A 17,661-nucleotide genomic window follows, 5' to 3' on the forward strand; every position below is an offset into this window, starting at 1 on the left:
ATTATAACTAGCATAACTTATAAAAGAGCCTTTATGACACATTATAATTCAATGCCATCGTTATAACAATACGGAGTAGATGAATTTGAAGAAATCTGCCTTATTCAATTTCACAAGCCTACTCGTAAGTTGCAAATGGCATTAAGTTGATTGAAAACCTTTTCATCACCCTCGCTAATAGATAAGTTAACCCGATTAATTGCCTAGCTTTAGCCAAGCTAATTCCGCAATTTGTTCAACTTCAGTCTTCATTAGAACCTTGTCGGTGTATTTAGGCAAAATGGAATTAAGATAGGCAATCTTTGTTGATTTCTTGTAACAATTCTTAAAGGTTTCGTCCTCTATGACAATCGCTACTAATTTTTCAAGGTCTAGTTGATTCGCTTTTTTTATTCGATTTTGTGCCTCTTTTGCTAGAGCATCTATTTCAAGCAAAGACTTATATTTACCCGGATACCTTTTTCCAAAGATCTCAGAAGCATAATACCGTCTGCTTCTACTCGTCTCATATTTAAACTCTTCATCCTGAACAAGTAGCTGGATTAGTTCCTCGTCTAATGCATCCTCTTGTCTCGCTTTTACTTCTCTTAATTGTTGTATCTCTTCTTCGTAACCGCTTGTTATTTTATCTAAGGTCTCTTGAGGGTCGGGGAGATTAGTAAACCAATCCTGTAAAAACCAAATGGCAAATATAATACCATTAATAGGTACTGAAAGAATCATCTCATAGCACCCGCTCGATGCCATCTTTTTAATATTATCGTTATGGCGTTTGACGTTTTTTAGAATGTCTTTATATCTCTCGCCATATTCATCTAAAGTTATCGTCTCTTCGTTTATTAAAATTTCCTCCAACTCTTCCCCTTTGAGGGTTTCGGATTTGAGAAACATAGTTTTGATACCGTTATCAATTGCTATACTGCATAGTTCTTGTATTGCATCTTCTCTTTCATCATTTAGCCTATAATCTCCTCTTGGCGATTCCTCTACTTCAATAATTTTAAGGTTATTGTTCTTTATAATTTCTTCGACCTCGTTAATGGTAGGAAAGCCCAATAAAATCCCTCCTCATCATATGATAGCAGTATATCTTTCGACATTATTCTCCCAGTTCCTACCACAGAAATACACAAACACAAGCATTGCCTAAATAAATACCTTTAAAAGTCTTACAGTCCTAGAAAAAGAAAAAGAGGCGTTTTGTACGACGATTCCAATTGGAACTGCAGTTGCTTTACAATATTGTAGATTGAAAACTGCCCAACATTCTATCTACAACTTTCCTGTGCTTTGTGTTTTGTTTTATATTTGTAGATTCCTAACAAATATTATAAAGAAATTTATATACAATGAACAATCCTTATGTCCTTAACGATTATTTTCATACTTTTAATCCTGTTGTTGGACGAAGAAACAAGAGGATATAATTTCTATCGTTCAAAAAATTTTCGTCGCAAAATTGGCTTGCTTTAGTGCTTGAGCTTATTGCAACAATTAGAGTATTATTAAATCAAACAAGCCTAAAATAAACAGGTAGTCCCACTCCAAGTGTGAGAGACTACCGACTCATGTGGGAACTCTATGTCCCTAGTGCGTTGATTACAATCTAAATTTCAGAATGAAATCAAGAGGATGAAGAAAATGAATGAAGGAAAACAATTAAATTACGAATATCCAACTAGCTGTCCTCATTGCCATGCCGACTTATTAAGTGACGAGATTGCCATTGAAGATATCATGGGCACTATCTGCCGTAATCCAGACAGAATTGAGCAATGCCAGTGTCCGATTGTAAAAGGATATGGAGGTTGAATTTAAATGAGGTCGTTTCTTGATAGTGCAGATAAATTTTTAATTTCAGAAATTCTAGGAGAACTTGTGCAACAACATAATTTTTCTGAAGCAAGGGCTAAAAAACTCATGAAGAAATCAAACCTTTTGTCACTCTTAGTACATAGTCCATATTATACACATCATAAAGATGGTACTAGCTGGGCATATGAGATAGTTCGACAAACAACATGATTAATGAGAAGGATGTAATATATAATCGGCTTTATTTAGTATCATTTTCTCAATTAATGAAGTTATTAAAATTAATGATAACTTTAATATATATAATTAGATACGCCAAGGTAACTACATTTTTTGAAATGAGGGTGTATCTCCACGGAACGGAGGAATTCCAAATGGAAGAGATGATTGATTTAACCAATCTAGCACATAAAGCATACGTTTTTTTCGATAAACCTAACTCAATGCCAAACGAGAAAGAGCAACCATGGGTAGCCCTCTTTATAGATGGCGATGGTTTAGGACGTGATGTTTCAATCAAAAAAGTGCTTGCACAAGCTGAAGAACTCGGAGATGTGGTAGTCCGAAGAGTTTATGCAAATTATACAACGCCGTCTTTTGTAACTCGTTGGATGGAAATATATAAAAAATACTTGTTTGAGCGCCGAATTTTTCATGGTGTACACAAGAACATTGCTGATATGGGAATTTGTTGCGATGCAGTAGAATTAGCATTAAATGAACCACGTCTAGATTATTTTATTATCGTTTCTCACGATGGAGGTTTTTTCCCGCTGATGGCTAAATTAGACGAACTCAAAAAGAAAGTGTATTGGATTGGCGGTAAAGAGCCTTTGAAAAAAGCTGAAAGATTACAAGAAGAACTTGATAATAAAGAAAAACGGCTAAAATTAAGTAGGAAGGTTGGTTCCGATGATTTCTAAGCTTGTTATCAAAAACCTTTAATGCTTTGATGAATGATAGAAGTATATAAAGATGAAATTAGTCAATTACATAAGAACGAATGTGCGTAAAGGAGGGCTTTTATCATATTAAACAGGCTTTCAAGAAAATGTAGATTATCATAATCTTATTACTAACGCATAATCGCTCAACATTTTCCGTATCTAGAGGAATTACTAATTGGGCTGAGAAATTAATACTAAATTGCAATTGCAAAGAATTAATCCAAATGATATATTGTCATCATTAGAGCTATCTGGCTCATCGGATCGCGTAATCACCCTAACAGTTGTCAGAAGAACGGGCTAGGGAGTATAAGCCCTAGTTTTTCCTTATTCAAATGGATATGTTATGAATGAGCAAGAAGACAACTTCTTGTCGGTTCCCTTCATTTCAAAAACAATTAGAGAAAGCCACATAAGTAGTCTGGTCTTATTTCAAGGATAAAGACCAATGGAGTTGTAATGGACTGGATCGCTGTGGCAATGGAATGTATTGTTGATGTTAGGCTGGAAAAGAATTTATAAGCAAAGCATGGGAAGCAAACACAGTTAAGATAATTTCTCAAAATTAAAGGAACGGAAAAGCAATGGTGGTTAACCATACCTTCCCGTTCCTTAGACCAAGCGTCATCGCGACTTACTCGGACATTATAAGTTTATCCAGTTTAAGGTAAAAATATAACTAAAACAAACAACAGTCAGACATGAAGAGTCGTCGCGACTTTCTCCAGCATCTAACTGCCACATATTGAAACCTGTAATAAGAGAGTCATCGCGACTTTCTCTAAGTTACAAGAGTTTCACCAATAGAACTGTTCTTAGTATAATTCTTATCATAGTAGTTGTCAAGAATTTTTATTTTATTATATATCATTTTTGTTCTTTAAAGTAGTCTACCAAATCATAATTAGCTATAAGTGGACTTATAACTGAGTTATATTTTTGTTCTATCGCAATAAATGCTGGTTTGTCAGTCTGATGCAAATAAATAATCCGATAGCAGTACAATATTATATCTACAAGTTGGGTAAAGCCGTTAAAATATGATTCAACTGCAACAGGCTCCGACCACAATCTTCCACCAAATGAATTTTCCTTAATTTTTGTAACAAAACATTCCCTAATATCTGAATCTAATCTATCGGGTATTAGAACACCTTTCTTGTTTTTGCTCACCAACCGCTCACCGTATTGATTAACAATAAAATCAACCATTCTATTATTAACGTGTTTGTCTTTGGGTTTAGCAATTCCATTACTCGTTAAGTAATCTGTAATGCTATTTTTGTCAGTCTTAAATATATATATACGTTCAATAAACGGAGACATTTCTTCAAGTAATTTGTTTATTATATCCCCGATTTCGGAAGGTGCGTGATACTTCCAAGGATTCAATTTTATTATTCCTCGTTTATCAAAGTCAACTGTGGGGTTAAAGATTTCCCGTGAGTGTAGTTCATATTTAATTAACAACCGGGATAAGTCGGCAGAAATCTCTTTTTCATTCTTTCCACTATCCCTTAAAGCAACTGTCCATTTATCCTTTACACTTTTCTTAGCTAGTTGAAAGTTCTTCTTAAAGATTGATAAAGCGTCATAGACCTTTGTGTTATCGATTATAACACCGCCATACATATATACTACTTGATTAGTTTGTCCAAGAATGTTTTTCCCTGTTTCATCCATATACATTAATTCCAAGATATACACTCCTTTAAAACGCCACAGTTAACTATTTGCTATATATCTACATTCTACCAGAGCTTAGTTTACACCTTCCTATTTTAATATAAAAAAGCACATTATGTCGGAAAAAAGGAGGATATTCTAGTGCTATTATACATCATATGAAATAAAGAACTAAAGTAATGCAAAAAATTCGCATGAACTTCATGCGGATTTTTTTTATACGATTTATTGAGTGTCCAGCATTTCCTGGCATTGCTCATCTCTGTACGTACTTCCATGTTTACCCCAGATTTAATTAAATCATCGATAACAGCTTTATCTGTAGGATTTGCAAAGAAATCGACAATACATTTTGCCGTTATTTCACCATCATCTTGAATGGCTGTTAGTTCCTCAACAGTTGCTTCTGCAAGAGTAAGGATACTGAAATAATGTCTCATAATCGCCTTTGCCGTAGATTTGCCGACATTATTGATACCCAAACCTGTTAGCAACTTCGAAGGTTCATTCGCCTTTGATTTTTCAATAGCTTGAAGAATCTAATGCGTATTTTTGTCTTTACCGATAAGTCCTTTTTCTATCAACTCGTCACGATACTCCTTTAAGTGGTAAACATCGGCATAGCTATGAAGATAACCTTCATCAACTAATGTCTGGATATAGGTCTCCTAAAGCCTTAATATCCATAACATTCCTGCTAGTAAAAAATGAGATTTAACTTACCAGTGTACAGGACAAAAAGGGTTCACGCACTTAATAGCAGACATGCCTTTTTCTCTAATTGCTGGCTGACCACATACAGACATTCATTAGGAATTATATATACCATCTTAGGCGGTTTTACCACTTCTTTTAAAGCAGGGATGATTTCCCCTGACTTATAAATCAAATAAGTACCGCCTATACCGACCTGTTTCTCATTAATGAAATCTTGATTATGAAGTGCTACTCTCTGAACGATAGTTCCACATAATCTAATCGGCTTTAAAATCCCAGTAACAGTAATCTTGCCAGTGCGCCCAACAGCTACATCAACATTAATAAGTTCCGTTATCTTCATGATACTATTTATTATATTTTGTCACAAGGGCTACCAATTCGTTATATCTTTCAATTGTTTTTTCCATAGCATACTCTCCATTTCTCAATTCTAAACAAAAGTCATCAAAAATAAGATATATATTTTGTTTATTTCGCTTACTGCTACTTAGTATTAAACAAAACTCTTCATTACTCTTATTTACTATGTTTATCCATTAAGCACATAACTTATAACTTTTGTTTATGAAAGTATACTTATTCTTGTGATTAGCCGAAACTTATTGTCATCGATATTCTTATCATATTTTAGCTAAAAAAGCTATCCTTGGGTTTGTTTTCCTGCGTTTTTATTCATTATCTTTCTTGACTGCAGTAATTTCCTTGGGATTTCGTTTTTGGGAACGACTAGCTACTTTATTGGTGTTAGTATTGATAGGTATAACGGTAGAACCACTTTGTCGCTTTTGTAATTCGTTGATTTGTTTCTGTAGTGCAAAGATTTCTTTTTGTTTATCTTCAAGTTGACCAATCTGAGATTTTAATTGTCTTTCTCCTTCTTTGATTTGCTGTTTTAATTCATAGTTATCAACTATTTGAAGTTGCAGTCCGTCAATTATAATTTGAATCGCTTTATCATTGGCTTTAACCTTGTTAAACCTTTTTAACTGCAAAATGTCTTGGTCTTCAATCTCCTTGCACCGTTTTTCGATATAAACTTGAAGAGTTCTATTGTTGTTGTATATAGTGCTTCGTGGTACTTTAGCTCCAGCCGAGACAGAATTAATGTTTATTTTACTAATTTCTTTTATTCTTATAGCCATCTCTTTTTGTGCGAGAATAAGGCTCTGCAAATATTCTTCGATTTGGAACAGCTGGTCCTGTATTTTAGGACTTTGGATTGTTAACTCACCTATTTTATATTGTTTTGTTCGTTCGCTAACAAATTCTCTAAGTTCAACTTCTTCACCCACTCCTGAACCTCCTTATCTATTTCAGTAAGTCTACCAATCACTTGTTTTAACTGAGGGTATGCTTTGAGGATTTCGATCTCTCCATCTATCGCCACTTTCTCAACTAAATCCTCATGTTCTGGTTTAAAGCGGTTTTGATAAAAGTTTTTCAATGCAGTAAATTCTAATTCATAATCCTTTTGAAATTTAGGGTTTATTTGAGAAAGAGCTTTATTATGCTCGACAACTTTTAGTTTTTCTATTAGCCGCTTGTAATTAAAATCAAAAGATGTGATGTCAGGTAATTGGTAAGAAATATAAAAATGTTTTTCCAGTAAAGCCAAACGTTTTTGTTGTTCACATAGAGTTCCAATTGCCTTGGTACACATACCAACAAGTGATTCTTTTACTGCGGATTTTTTTAAAATTCTTAAAATTTCATCTATGTTTTTAAATATATTAAGTTTCTTCTTTTTAAGAAACTTGTTAATTGTTTCATATGCTTGTACTAAATCTGGATCGGTTAGTTCTTTGACAAGATTAGCTTTTTGGGCTTCAATCCTAGTGCCATCCATAGAAGCACGATAGTAGAGGGTTTCTTTAACGCTTTCGGGATCTCTAAAGTACCACATTGTCATTTCCGATTCCATATGATTCATGTGTTCACGAATCCATTCTATAGTTAATCCTCTATCCTTTAACCAATTCGCTAATGCAACACGAAATTGGTGAGGATTTAGGGTGTAAATAGGTTGGCTCAACAGCAAATCACAGTCTACTGGTTCACAGTAATTACTTTTAAATGTTTTAGCCTCCAGTAAATTTTTGAACGTTCTTTGTTTAAGTTGTAATTTTTCTATTTCAGAAAGAGAGTTAAATCCTAGTTCTTCTTGGTGTCTCAAGAAAAAACCGTCAAACCTGTCGTAAAATGATGTATTTGAAAGCACTCGCCCTTTATATGAATTAACTAAGTAATTAGTATTTAATTTGTTTCTTTGTTCTTCGGTTATTTTTTCGAGCGTCTGGTAGGCTTTTAGCGAATCGGGAAATAAGAATGTCTGAGTCCATCTACCTTCTCTTGTGCTAGTCGTTTTGAAGGTGAAAAATTCAAGGTAATAGGCACTCTTTTTATTTTTGAAAATCGTTTCTTCTTTTAGCTTGCCCGCTTCTAAGATTCGTAGTTCTCCATTTCTCATTCCAGTACGGGCTAATATAACAATTAAGCAAGCCATAATACAACTTTGTAGCCTTAGAGTTTCGTCTTCCATGTCACGTAAGGCACACTTTATAATTCGTTCATGTAATTGTTTAGGAATATTAGGGTGTTTATTACTCTCTGATTCTGCTATTATCTCTCCTACCGGAATACTATTCATAATTGGCTCGAAACTACTGTAATCGAGGCTGTAACCTCCGAATTCAAGTTCATCAAGCATTTTGCGAATAGCGAATAGATTAGTACTTATATTCTTTTTAGTTGTGTTACTAAGTTTCTTATCAATATACTCTTGTATTATAGAGGGTGTAATGTGGGCAAAATTGTGCATAAATTTTTCGTTCTGCAAGAATAAAGCAAAACGTCTCATACGCATATAATACCCATGTGTAGTTGTCGTTCGATTATTTTTGCTTATATATAAATCGCGAATAACATTTTTTTTAATAATTACCCGAAATTCTTTTGAGATGATTTTTGCAAAATCAAACCTGTTCTTATCGGCACTAAGCGGGATTTTTCTTGCAAAATTAAAATCCCAAAAACTATCCGAAAACCGTATTCCAACTGTAAAGTAAGAGTCCAGCTCTACAAATAAATTATCAGCATCTTTTTCTTTGTTAATTAGTTGTTGAACAACTTCTACATTCCAAGAGATTTCCTCATATATTTCATTATCTGTACTCAACTTTTATCCTCCAATTTTAAGTACATTTCAAGTAGGTAAGCACTATACAATTCAATTAATCCTGTGTAGTAATTCATTTCTGTTTCAGAAGTTGATTCTTCTCTTTTGGTTTTGAAATTCTCTAAACGTTGCTCAAATATGGGGATGCGTTCACAAGTTGTTACAAATTTAGTACAAGCTAAACATTTATAAAACCAGTCTTCTTCAACGCCTGTTTTCGTACACTCGATAGCAGAACATATACCTGCATTGTTCTGGATAGGGGCGAAGCTCTCATCAACCATTTTTTCATCTTTTAAAACAGTACCGCAAACCTCCTCAGAAGATAGAAAGACTTCATTTACAGCTTCCAAATAACGCTTGATTCTGTTTCGTTTTCGATAATGTTTGTATACAGTTTTAGGACTGTCGCCAGATAACGTTGTAGCCTCTAGCGTTGAATAATGCCCGTCTTCGACACCTTCATAAACATCATTCATGTATGTGTCTCTTGCACTATTAAAGGAATACTTTTTGCTGATTCTTTTCTCTTGATATAAATTATCAATTAGGGAGTTGAACGTATGCTCATAGCGTCTACTCAAAGATATAGAAACACGACTTTGGCTATTCCATAACCTACTAAACCCTATAAAAATATATTTTTTTAGTCGTTCATCAGCGCATTCAAATGCTCTCTGAGAATATTGTATAGACTTTTGGATTAATCGTATGTGATTAAGGAGTAATACCTCTTCAACGGGTTCACAGTGAGACGTTTTGTGAACATATTTTATTTTTCCATAACCTGCTTGCTCGTCTACAGAAACAATGCAATCCCTTTTAAGACTAAGAATATTTCCTGTGCGAATTTTGGTACTCATTGCTAATTGAAAGACGATATAAAGCAATTCATCCTCTTCATTCCTTATACTTTCTTTAAAAGCATCACGAATTTGTTCAAAATCTATTGGAGAAAACGGAACCCCTCCCCGTTCGTTCATAGACGATTTTCGTCTCCACTGCTCTATTACTATATTAGAAATCTTATATTTGTCTTGATGGTATTTCAAAAAAGACCTGATCGCCTGAATAGTGTTGTTTTGGGAACTCTTACTATATTTTTCGTCGGAAACAACCTTTGCATAATAGAAAAATAAAAACTCATTTGAGAAGAAAGTTAGTTTGTCGGTATCGGTTATATGTGATAGTTTTGTTCTTGATTGGTAAAAATCGTCTGTCGCATTTAAGAACGTTACAAACCGACTGTATGGGAAACCATTGGGCTGAAAAGTAGTGCTCCATACATATTGTTTCATGTCTATCCTTAATTGTGGATTTTTTATTAACGTGAAGTCGATTCTTTTTTTCTTTACTGCGTGTGAGATATTAGACTTGGTGCCTTGGTTAAAGAGAATCCACTTATCGAACTCAGGGATACTATCTAATGGGTTTAAGATCACAAACTGGAAGTCTTTATTTAATGATTTGACCTGTTTTGATAATAATACATCTTTATTAAAAGTTGAAGATAAAAGCAATTGTTTACCATTTGATTTTTGGTGAACATCATTTAAAAATATGTAAAAATGGACAAGGAATTTAAATGAATTTATTTCTTTCTCTGAAGGTTCCAATTTCAATTCCAAAAATAAATTGTTAAAATATTCAACTTGACTTTTGAATGTCGCTTCTGTGAAGTCGGTTATATCGCTAATCTTTGCTTGCGATAAACTAGCATTAAAAAAGCTATAGCAAACTCGACTCATTAAATGAATCCATCTAGCATCTGCGGTAATTTTAAAATTAATAAATGACTCCAAAAGTTCGTGCATTAAGGGATTATCTGTGCCAAGAAATATGTTATGCGTAACAATTTCTTCATTTCCCCTGCTTGGTACTTTGACTTGCAAGACTTCAGACGGGGTAGAGTTTATTGGGAAGTTACTAATGGTCTGCTCTAAAAAAGGAGTGTTGCGGTTATTTTTGTTTGAGTATATCTCATTTTCAATGAATAAATAACTATATTGTTCTAAGTAAGTCCGTACATTTTGGTCTTTCGCTTCTTTAGAGGCAAATTTAAAAAATTCTCTAAATGATTTTCGTAATAGTCTTGGATACCTATATAGTCTAGGAGTGCCATGAATTATCTTACAATAATTTTCCCATGTTAAATCTTGTTCTTTTATTACATAAGTAGAAAGCAACTCTACAAAGTTGTTAAAAGCATGTGTTACTAAGTATGGTTCAGATGGAGGAAGGGACGCAATATTTTCTTTCCATTCATCAGTTTGCATCCAGTTTGTTACCAAAGTTAGCATAGAATTATCGCTTAATGCTTCGGCAATTGACAACTTAGTTATCAAAATTGATATTTCTCCTTTTGATTATCTTGATTTTTATTTAGCAATTCTACTTTGTCCTTTTCATCAGGTCTATAATATGCCTTACAACTTTCGGTGCTACGATGGCGCAGTTCCTCTGCTAATTCTTCAACTCCCACTCCTGATCTTACTCTTACCATAGCAAACCCATGCCGAAAACGATGGTTTAAATTGTGTTCCCGAACAACTTTATCTAGCGGTATTCCTGCTTTGGTAAAAATATCTCGGAGTACGAAGTTCCAACCGACTTGTGTTAGTGGAGAATATCTTTTATCACTAAGAAACAGGTATTGATTTTCATTGTTCTCCAATGATTTCGTTCCGATATAATCTGCAAAAGCTAGTTTATCTAAATTATTTCTTTTTTTATCGGAGCGATTTAATAAAAATTCGTCTCTTGATTCATCAATGTATTCCTCGATTTCTTCTTTCATGTATTGACTAATGTATACGATTTGGAAACCAACGCCATAAGTCCTATATTCTGATGTTTTATACTTGTGAGCCGATTTTACTTTTAAAACGCCCTTGGCACTTTGGTCAGGTCTGTCGGATACTCTGTTTCTTATAATGATTCGCGGATTTCCTAATTCACTTTCATCTATATCTTCTAATGTCAATCCAAGAACTTCCCCAATTCTAAGACCGTACTGATACATTAGGTCAACGATAATTTTGTCGCGTAGACTGTGATATTCTTTAATGTCCTCAATAATTTTTGAGTATTCATCTGGTTTAATGTACATAGGTACTTGGGTTGGAATTGGTGATGATTCATTACTAGAATATTTTTCTTTTTTGCCTTGTCCCCATTCTATAGAATATTTATCGAATAAAGGATTGTCGTTAATACGATACATTTTTTTATAAAAATCACGGTATACACCAATGTAGGAGTTTACGGTACTGTTACTTCTTGCCGATAAATCAATATTCCATAGTTTACCTTCAATTTTTCCACCTTCTAAGAATGTTCTTAATTGGGTTAGGTTTTCATTCGTGAAGTCATTTTTGTAATCATTTAGAGAATATAGACTGAGAAAGGCAAAAAACAATTTGAGGGCTGTAAAAGCTTTTTCTATTTTCTTATAATTTGAATTTTGTATAGTCGTGTTTAGATAAGTATTAGCATCTTCTATTAATTGTCCGTTTAAATCCATTATCATAAAGTATGTAAAGCCTTTTTCTGTTGATTCTTTCACAAACCCTAAAGCACCTGCAGTTTGAATAATATTTCCTTTACTATCATAACGTTCATAAATCGTACCAAGTTTCATTTGCCTTTCTTTTATAACACCCATATTTACCCCCGTTCTGTTAATAGTTGTTATTTATAAATGGACATAATATTTACCAACCATATTATATTAAAGTGACAAAAAAAAACAAGTAGTAATTTCAGTGTTTGTACACTTATATTACTACTCATATCTGCATGATACTTCTGCATCATACTCAGGAGGTCTTCAATAAGAGATTCATCCTGTGCCTCTTCAGTAACTATTCCTAGTTTTGCCCTCATTCCCGCCAGCCAGTTACAACGATACATGGCAGTAAAATTTGAGATTGCATCTTGGGCTATTTTGACAGCCTGCTCCTCATTATCATGCAGTAATGGTAATAGAGTTTCAGCAAATCTTGCAAGATTCCATACGGCAATCATGGGCTGATTGCCATAGGCGTAGCGGCCTTTGAGGTCAATCGAGCTAAATACCGTCACTGGATCATAAGCATCCATAAAGGCGCAGGGACCATAATCAATCGTTTCTCCACTAAGAGTCATATTATCGGTGTTCATTACCCCGTGAATAAACCCAACTAACTGCCATTTTGCAATTAATGCTGCTTGGCGCTTAATCACTTCCTGTAGTAGGAAAAGATAGTGATTATCTGTATCCTCAGCACCCGGGAAATGTCGCTGCAATGTATAATCTGCCAATTCCCTGAGTTCTTCAGTGGTTCCCCATGCTGAAATATATTGAAACGTACCGACACGCAAATGACTAGCAGCTACCCTGGTCAGAATCGCGCCAGGCTGGTCAGTCTCGCGGATTACAGACTCACCGGTTGTTACTACCGCCAAGCTCCGTGTAGTTGCAATACCAAGAGCATGCATTGCTTCGCTGATGATGTATTCGCGCAGCATCGGTCCCAATGCTGCTCTTCCATCGCCCCGGCGGGAATATGGCGTTCTACCTGCCCCCTTAAGTTGAATATCAAGCCGCGCACCATGAGGAGTGACTTGCTCGCCAATCAGCAGGGCTCGCCCATCCCCTAACATTGTAAAATTTCCGAATTGATGCCCTGCGTAAGCTTGAGCTAAAGGCAAAGCTCCTTCTGGAATCTGATTCCCAGCAAATATTGCTACACCATCCTTGCTTTGAAGTTCCTGGACGTTCAATCCCAGGGATACTGCCAGGGGATCATTCAAAATGATTAACTTCGGAGAGGGTACAGCAGTTGGACTCTGTCTGGTGAAAAATGATTTTGGCAGCCGGGCATAACTGTTATCTAACTTCCATCCTGATTCCATTTTTTATCAAATCTCCTTTTCCTTTGGCATCCTAGTTTGCTTCTATTAATAAAGACCATAAACATTCTATGCTGTTTAGGTTACGTACTATAGCAACATGAGGCAGACTTTTTTTAGTCTCTGCCTTTGCAGGTTTATTATACTGATCACAAATAGGATTCGATAAAATGTTAAGGAAACTGCTTCTCATGCAAAGTCTTAATCAAAAAATAAGGCTCCGTGCTCAAAAAAAGCAGCGGAGCCTCTAAAAGTCATTATGTAATCGACGCTTCGTATAATCTAGCTACCTCCTTCCAATCAATCACTTGAAAGAAACCTTCGATATAATCGGGGCGCAGGTTTTTGTACTTTAAATAATAAGCATGCTCCCATACATCAATAGTAAGAATGGGTATCCATTTGTTGCCTGTTTCCATCAAAGGATTATCTTGATTGGGAGTAGAGCTGATTGCAAGATTTCCTTCAGAATCGGTAGAAAGCCATGCCCATCCTGACCCAAATCGACCAACAGCTGCAGATTTTATTTTTTCTTTAAACTCAGCGAAACTTCCAAATTCTTTCTCGATTCGTTTTGCCAAAGCACCTGCCGGTTCTCCGCCGCCTTCAGGTGACATAATTGTAAAATAGAGATTATGATTATAAAAACCGCCTCCATTATTCTGAATAGCAGCTCGCAGCGCCGCATCAGAAATCGCAGGCAGATCTGCCAAGACTTCCTCTACTGTCTTCCCGGATAGCTCTGGGAGTTTTTCCAATGCCACATTAAAATTATTGATATACGTCGCATGATGCTTGCTATAATGCGTCCTCATAGTAAGTTCATCAATATGAGGCTCCAATGCCTCAAACCCATATTTTAATTCTACCTGTTTCATCTTAGAAACCTCCTTTGATTCGCTGTTTGTATTTATATCATACTATTCTAGTAGGAAATAGTCAGTCTATTTTAGTGTTTTTAATTATTTAATAATGATTATTTACATCTGTTATCCCTTTCCCATCCTTGTCCATAGGCTTTCTTCTTCTGTTATGCAGGAATACACCGTTATTTGTAGTAATAGTACTTTATTAACGGAAATAAGGAGTGACACCGTGACTGATATATTCTTATTAACAGCCCTTGGAGCGATTGGGGCCTTGATTTTTGGAATGTTTAAAGGTAATCAATTAAAAAAGAAAGTTCATGCTTTAGCTGTTCAGTCTGACACGATCGTCGCAAAGCTAGATGGCTTTAAAGCTTCAAGTGCATGTACAATTGTCGATGGTATCGATTTATCAGGATTCCTCTATGTTGACGTCGAGTCAAAAAGATTTTGTATCGTATCCACTACTATGTCATATAAAATCTTCGAGCCTAATGATATTATAGATGTCTCAATCATTGAAAATAATCCGGCAATTCGTAACGAAACTAAACTGACTGACAGAATCGGCAAGACCTTTTTAGAAAGTTTAGGCCCCATTGGCGGCTTGATTCGTAATAAGTCAGACTCCAATGTAAATACGATACATGTTGTAATGCATCTAAAAGACTCTGACCATAATACTATTATGATAAATTGCCTTCCTGTTAAGACACAGCGTAATACTCCAGCGTATGAGAAAGCAATTCATATAGCGAATAGCTGGCAAGATGTATTGAAAGCATTAATGAATTCAGCTTAAATTTCATATGACATGGAATATCATTCTTTTCCCTCACAATTACAACATAAACGCCTGCCGAATCCGTATAGATTCTGGCAGGCGTTTGTTTTATGTGATTTTTTTGCTGCTTATGATTCAAAGGATAATTTCCAAAGATAGATGGATGCTACAGAGCCGTAAGGACAATACTGTTTCTTGTATTTTTCAAACTGTTCTTTTGTAATATCAGAAAGATTATAGAGGTTCATCATGCCCCGTCTTATAGCAATATCGCCCCAGCTAACAATGTCAGGACGTTCCATAGAATTAAGAAGAAGCATTTCTGCCGTCCAGACACCAATACCATTCACTCTAGATAGGCGCTTAATCACTTCTTCGTCTGGCAGGTTATATAGTTCCATAAGATTCAAACTGCAGAACATCACCGCTTCGCCAACATTTTTAATATAAGCCGCTTTTCTTGTGGACATACCGCATTGCTGTATTTCCTCCACCGTAGCAAAAGCAATCTGCTGCGGAATCATATCTTCAAAATGGAGCTGCATTCTATGCCAAACTGTATACGCTGCCTTAACAGAAACTTGTTGTCCAACGATCGCATGGATAAGAGCTGTAAACAGATCAGGAATCACCTCACGTTCAACCTTCCCCAATCGTTTCATTGCATCGCCAAGTATGCTATCCACATTTTGCAGGTGCTCAATTTCTCTTTGACCATATGAAAAAAACTTCGTCTTTACGTATCCCATCTATTGTTCCAAATTCAATAAATGTTCTTTGACCTTCAGCCCTGCAGCATAACCAACTAAATCTCCATTTGCACCTATAACTCGATGGCAAGGAATAAAAATCAAAATGGGATTTTTATTGTTAGCCATGCCAATTGCACGAGCAGCTTTTGGTTGACCGATACTTCTCGCGACATCTTTATAGCTTCGTGTTTCGCCACAGGGGATTTCTTGCAGCGCCTTCCAAACTGTTTGCTGAAATGCCGTCCCCTCTGGAGCAAGGGGAAGTTTAAATGTTTTGCGCTTTCCTGTAAGGTAATCCAGCAGCTGCTTGCCTGCTTCTTTTAGCACTGCTGTTTCCTTCACAACGGCATCCTGAGGAGCGCCTTCTCTTGTCATTAATAAATTGGTAATTGCATTATTGCTTTCCACAATCCCAATTTCCCCAATATTCGTTTGATAGAAAAAGATATTTTTCATGGCTGCCCTCTCCTGCACTTCTATAGGTTGCCCACTCATTTTATATTTTTATTATATAATATACAAACGTTAATTGTCTTTCGGAATATCACTTTTTAATTTTTCAAAAAATCCATCGCAGTCTTGATTTCTTGTCCTGCATGGCAAGATACTCCTTAATATAATACATGTGAAGGAATCAAAATTTTTCTTAAAATTTAGCTATTCTTTTTATCAGTTACATATTTATCATATTTCTTTTTTGATTTTTCAAACGCTGCCGCCCATTCATTTAGAAACTCTTCTACTGATTTCTTGTTAGTCATTACAGCTTGGATACCAGGGTCGCCAATTTGATCAAAAATGGAACGATATTCGGGTAAATACATTGGAGGCTGATAGAATTTAAGATTTGGGTTAGAAAGCATTTGTAATACAAGCTGCATATGAGGCAATTCTTTTGCCCATGGTTCTTTTAATGAATCTAAATGTGTCGGAACCTGCCCAATGCTTTGATTCCAGTAGCTTTGACTTGCTTGTGAGCATAAAAAACTTACAAATCTCCATGCCTCCTTTGGGTGTTTAGTTGTTTTGAAAATACCATACCCATTCGTATTTCCACTTTCTTGTATAAATCTACCATCCACTGTTTTAGGCAAAGGTACCGGAGCATATTGCTCTGGTTTTAAGAATTTGTTATGTTGTGAATAGGATCCAATATTATGCTGAACCATAGCCACTGTGCCAGTATCAAAAGCAGCAATCATTTCCTTGTATCCATTCGTTATATCACTCATTGGAGTGTATTTTTTATAAAGAGACATGTACTTTTTCACAAATTCAATATGTTTAGGATGATTAATTTGACATTTTCCATCTTCATCCCAAAAGTTAGTTAAGCCAGAATAAGCAAACATCATTCTTAGCAATTGTATTGCCGCACCATCTCCACCACGAATCGTAAAACCATACTTCTTTTTATCTTTATCAGTCATTTTCTCTACTGTAAAAAAAAAATCATTCCAATTTTCAGGAGGCTTTATGCCAGCCTCTTTCAGCCAATCGGTTCTGTACCATAAAATCTCCATATTCATTGTATTAGGAAGTTGGTATAGTCTTTTATCTAGTACCATATCACGATTCGACTGAATGATTGATGGCGATAACTTATTTTTTTCATCCCATTGATCAAAGAATGTATCCAGATCCAGCAATACATTTTGTGCTGCAAAATCCGCTACCCAGCTGGTTGGTACACCACACACATCAGGAAGATCATTTACAGCAATAGCTGTGTCAATTTTCTGTTTAGCAGATATTTTAGGAAGACCAATATACTCAATATGAATATTGGGATTCTGCTCTTCAAATCTTTTTATTAATACTCGATAGTATGGAGTACGGTCAGTACCAGTATTTTCATCCCAAAATACAATATTTACCTTTTCCCTTACTTCTTCTTGAACCACAATAGCAGTTGCATCCTTCTGTCCACATCCTGCCAATAACAAACCACTAATTATACATACAAACACTAAGTTTGTCGCTGTTTTTTGGAGCATAACAAATGTCACCTCTCTCCATAATC

At 35.3% G+C, this 17,661-nt stretch carries 16 protein-coding genes and 1 pseudogene; 3 read left to right on the plus strand and 14 right to left on the minus strand.

All coding sequences use genetic code 11. From position 1 onward, the window contains the following. Nucleotides 1–195: 195 nt before the first annotated feature. Nucleotides 196–1,056, minus strand: a complete 861-nt coding sequence (locus BMZ99_RS09285) for a hypothetical protein (protein WP_090935755.1) — start codon at nt 1,054–1,056, stop codon at nt 196–198. A 585-nt stretch (nt 1,057–1,641) separates the two neighbouring features. Between BMZ99_RS09285 and BMZ99_RS26280 the strand changes: the two genes are divergently transcribed. Together BMZ99_RS26280 and BMZ99_RS09295 are read left to right on the plus strand one after the other, a co-directional pair. After that, complete coding sequence (locus BMZ99_RS26280; RefSeq protein ID WP_175490513.1) at nt 1,642–1,812, plus strand: hypothetical protein; 171 nt, start codon at nt 1,642–1,644, stop codon at nt 1,810–1,812. Between the two features lie 377 nt (nt 1,813–2,189). Further along, nucleotides 2,190–2,738 carry an NYN domain-containing protein gene (locus BMZ99_RS09295; protein ID WP_175490514.1) on the plus strand — a complete coding sequence of 183 codons (549 nt, stop codon included), beginning with the start codon at nt 2,190–2,192 and terminating at the stop codon, nt 2,736–2,738. A gap of 891 nt (nt 2,739–3,629) precedes the next feature. Here BMZ99_RS09295 and BMZ99_RS09300 read toward each other — a convergent pair. The 10 genes and pseudogenes from BMZ99_RS09300 to BMZ99_RS09345 all read right to left on the minus strand — a co-directional run bounded on the left by BMZ99_RS09300 (nt 3,630) and on the right by BMZ99_RS09345 (nt 14,114). Further along, a complete protein-coding gene (locus BMZ99_RS09300) occupies nt 3,630–4,451 on the minus strand; it encodes a DUF3800 domain-containing protein (protein ID WP_245754901.1) in 822 nt (273 codons plus the stop codon). Between the two features lie 110 nt (nt 4,452–4,561). Next, nucleotides 4,562–4,930 (minus strand): helix-hairpin-helix domain-containing protein, encoded by a 369-nt coding sequence (locus BMZ99_RS09305; RefSeq protein ID WP_175490515.1) that lies wholly within the window; start codon nt 4,928–4,930, stop codon nt 4,562–4,564. A 237-nt stretch (nt 4,931–5,167) separates the two neighbouring features. After that, nucleotides 5,168–5,254: a hypothetical protein gene (locus BMZ99_RS27565; protein ID WP_090935771.1), complete on the minus strand. Its 87-nt coding sequence runs from the start codon at nt 5,252–5,254 to the stop codon at nt 5,168–5,170. A gap of 44 nt (nt 5,255–5,298) precedes the next feature. After that, nucleotides 5,299–5,508 (minus strand): annotated as a pseudogene (locus tag BMZ99_RS09315) (NAD-dependent DNA ligase LigA); the annotation flags it as partial. Between the two features lie 328 nt (nt 5,509–5,836). Then, nucleotides 5,837–6,460, minus strand: a complete 624-nt coding sequence (locus BMZ99_RS09320) for a hypothetical protein (protein WP_090935777.1) — start codon at nt 6,458–6,460, stop codon at nt 5,837–5,839. After that, nucleotides 6,400–8,343, minus strand: coding sequence for a tyrosine-type recombinase/integrase (locus BMZ99_RS09325; RefSeq protein WP_090935780.1), 1,944 nt, complete (start codon nt 8,341–8,343; stop codon nt 6,400–6,402). Before BMZ99_RS09325 ends, BMZ99_RS09320 begins: the two co-directional genes overlap by 61 nt. Beyond that, nucleotides 8,340–10,688, minus strand: coding sequence for a hypothetical protein (locus tag BMZ99_RS26720; RefSeq protein ID WP_217645069.1), 2,349 nt, complete (start codon nt 10,686–10,688; stop codon nt 8,340–8,342). Before BMZ99_RS26720 ends, BMZ99_RS09325 begins: the two co-directional genes overlap by 4 nt. Further along, entirely contained in the window at nt 10,685–12,007 is a 1,323-nt protein-coding gene (locus tag BMZ99_RS09335; RefSeq protein ID WP_090935783.1) for a tyrosine-type recombinase/integrase, read from the minus strand. The genes BMZ99_RS26720 and BMZ99_RS09335 overlap by 4 nt, the downstream gene beginning before the upstream one ends. 26 nt (nt 12,008–12,033) lie before the next feature. Further along, the gene (locus BMZ99_RS09340; protein ID WP_245754893.1) at nt 12,034–13,239 is read right to left on the minus strand and encodes a protein adenylyltransferase SelO; all 1,206 of its coding nucleotides are present in this window, start codon (nt 13,237–13,239) and stop codon (nt 12,034–12,036) included. A gap of 254 nt (nt 13,240–13,493) precedes the next feature. Next, nucleotides 13,494–14,114, minus strand: a complete 621-nt coding sequence (locus tag BMZ99_RS09345) for a superoxide dismutase (RefSeq protein ID WP_090935786.1) — start codon at nt 14,112–14,114, stop codon at nt 13,494–13,496. Nucleotides 14,115–14,331: 217 nt separating this feature from the next. Here BMZ99_RS09345 and BMZ99_RS09350 point away from each other — a divergent pair, with 217 nt between their 5' ends. Beyond that, nucleotides 14,332–14,904 (plus strand): hypothetical protein, encoded by a 573-nt coding sequence (locus BMZ99_RS09350; RefSeq protein ID WP_090935789.1) that lies wholly within the window; start codon nt 14,332–14,334, stop codon nt 14,902–14,904. Between the two features lie 110 nt (nt 14,905–15,014). Here the strand turns inward: BMZ99_RS09350 and BMZ99_RS09355 are convergent, their stop codons facing one another. The 3 genes from BMZ99_RS09355 to BMZ99_RS09365 form a co-directional block, all read right to left on the minus strand. Next, nucleotides 15,015–15,572, minus strand: a complete 558-nt coding sequence (locus tag BMZ99_RS09355; protein ID WP_245754894.1) for a DNA-3-methyladenine glycosylase family protein — start codon at nt 15,570–15,572, stop codon at nt 15,015–15,017. A gap of 63 nt (nt 15,573–15,635) precedes the next feature. Then, nucleotides 15,636–16,094 carry a methylated-DNA--[protein]-cysteine S-methyltransferase gene (locus BMZ99_RS09360; protein WP_090935795.1) on the minus strand — a complete coding sequence of 153 codons (459 nt, stop codon included), beginning with the start codon at nt 16,092–16,094 and terminating at the stop codon, nt 15,636–15,638. A 197-nt stretch (nt 16,095–16,291) separates the two neighbouring features. Next, on the minus strand, nt 16,292–17,635 hold the full coding sequence (locus BMZ99_RS09365) for an ABC transporter substrate-binding protein (protein ID WP_090935799.1): 1,344 nt from the start codon (nt 17,633–17,635) through the stop codon (nt 16,292–16,294). Between the last annotated feature and the right edge of the window lie 26 nt (nt 17,636–17,661).

Origin of the sequence: Pelosinus propionicus DSM 13327 (assembly GCF_900114615.1) — a bacterium.
Classification (GTDB): Bacteria; Bacillota; Negativicutes; order DSM-13327; family DSM-13327; genus Pelosinus; species Pelosinus propionicus.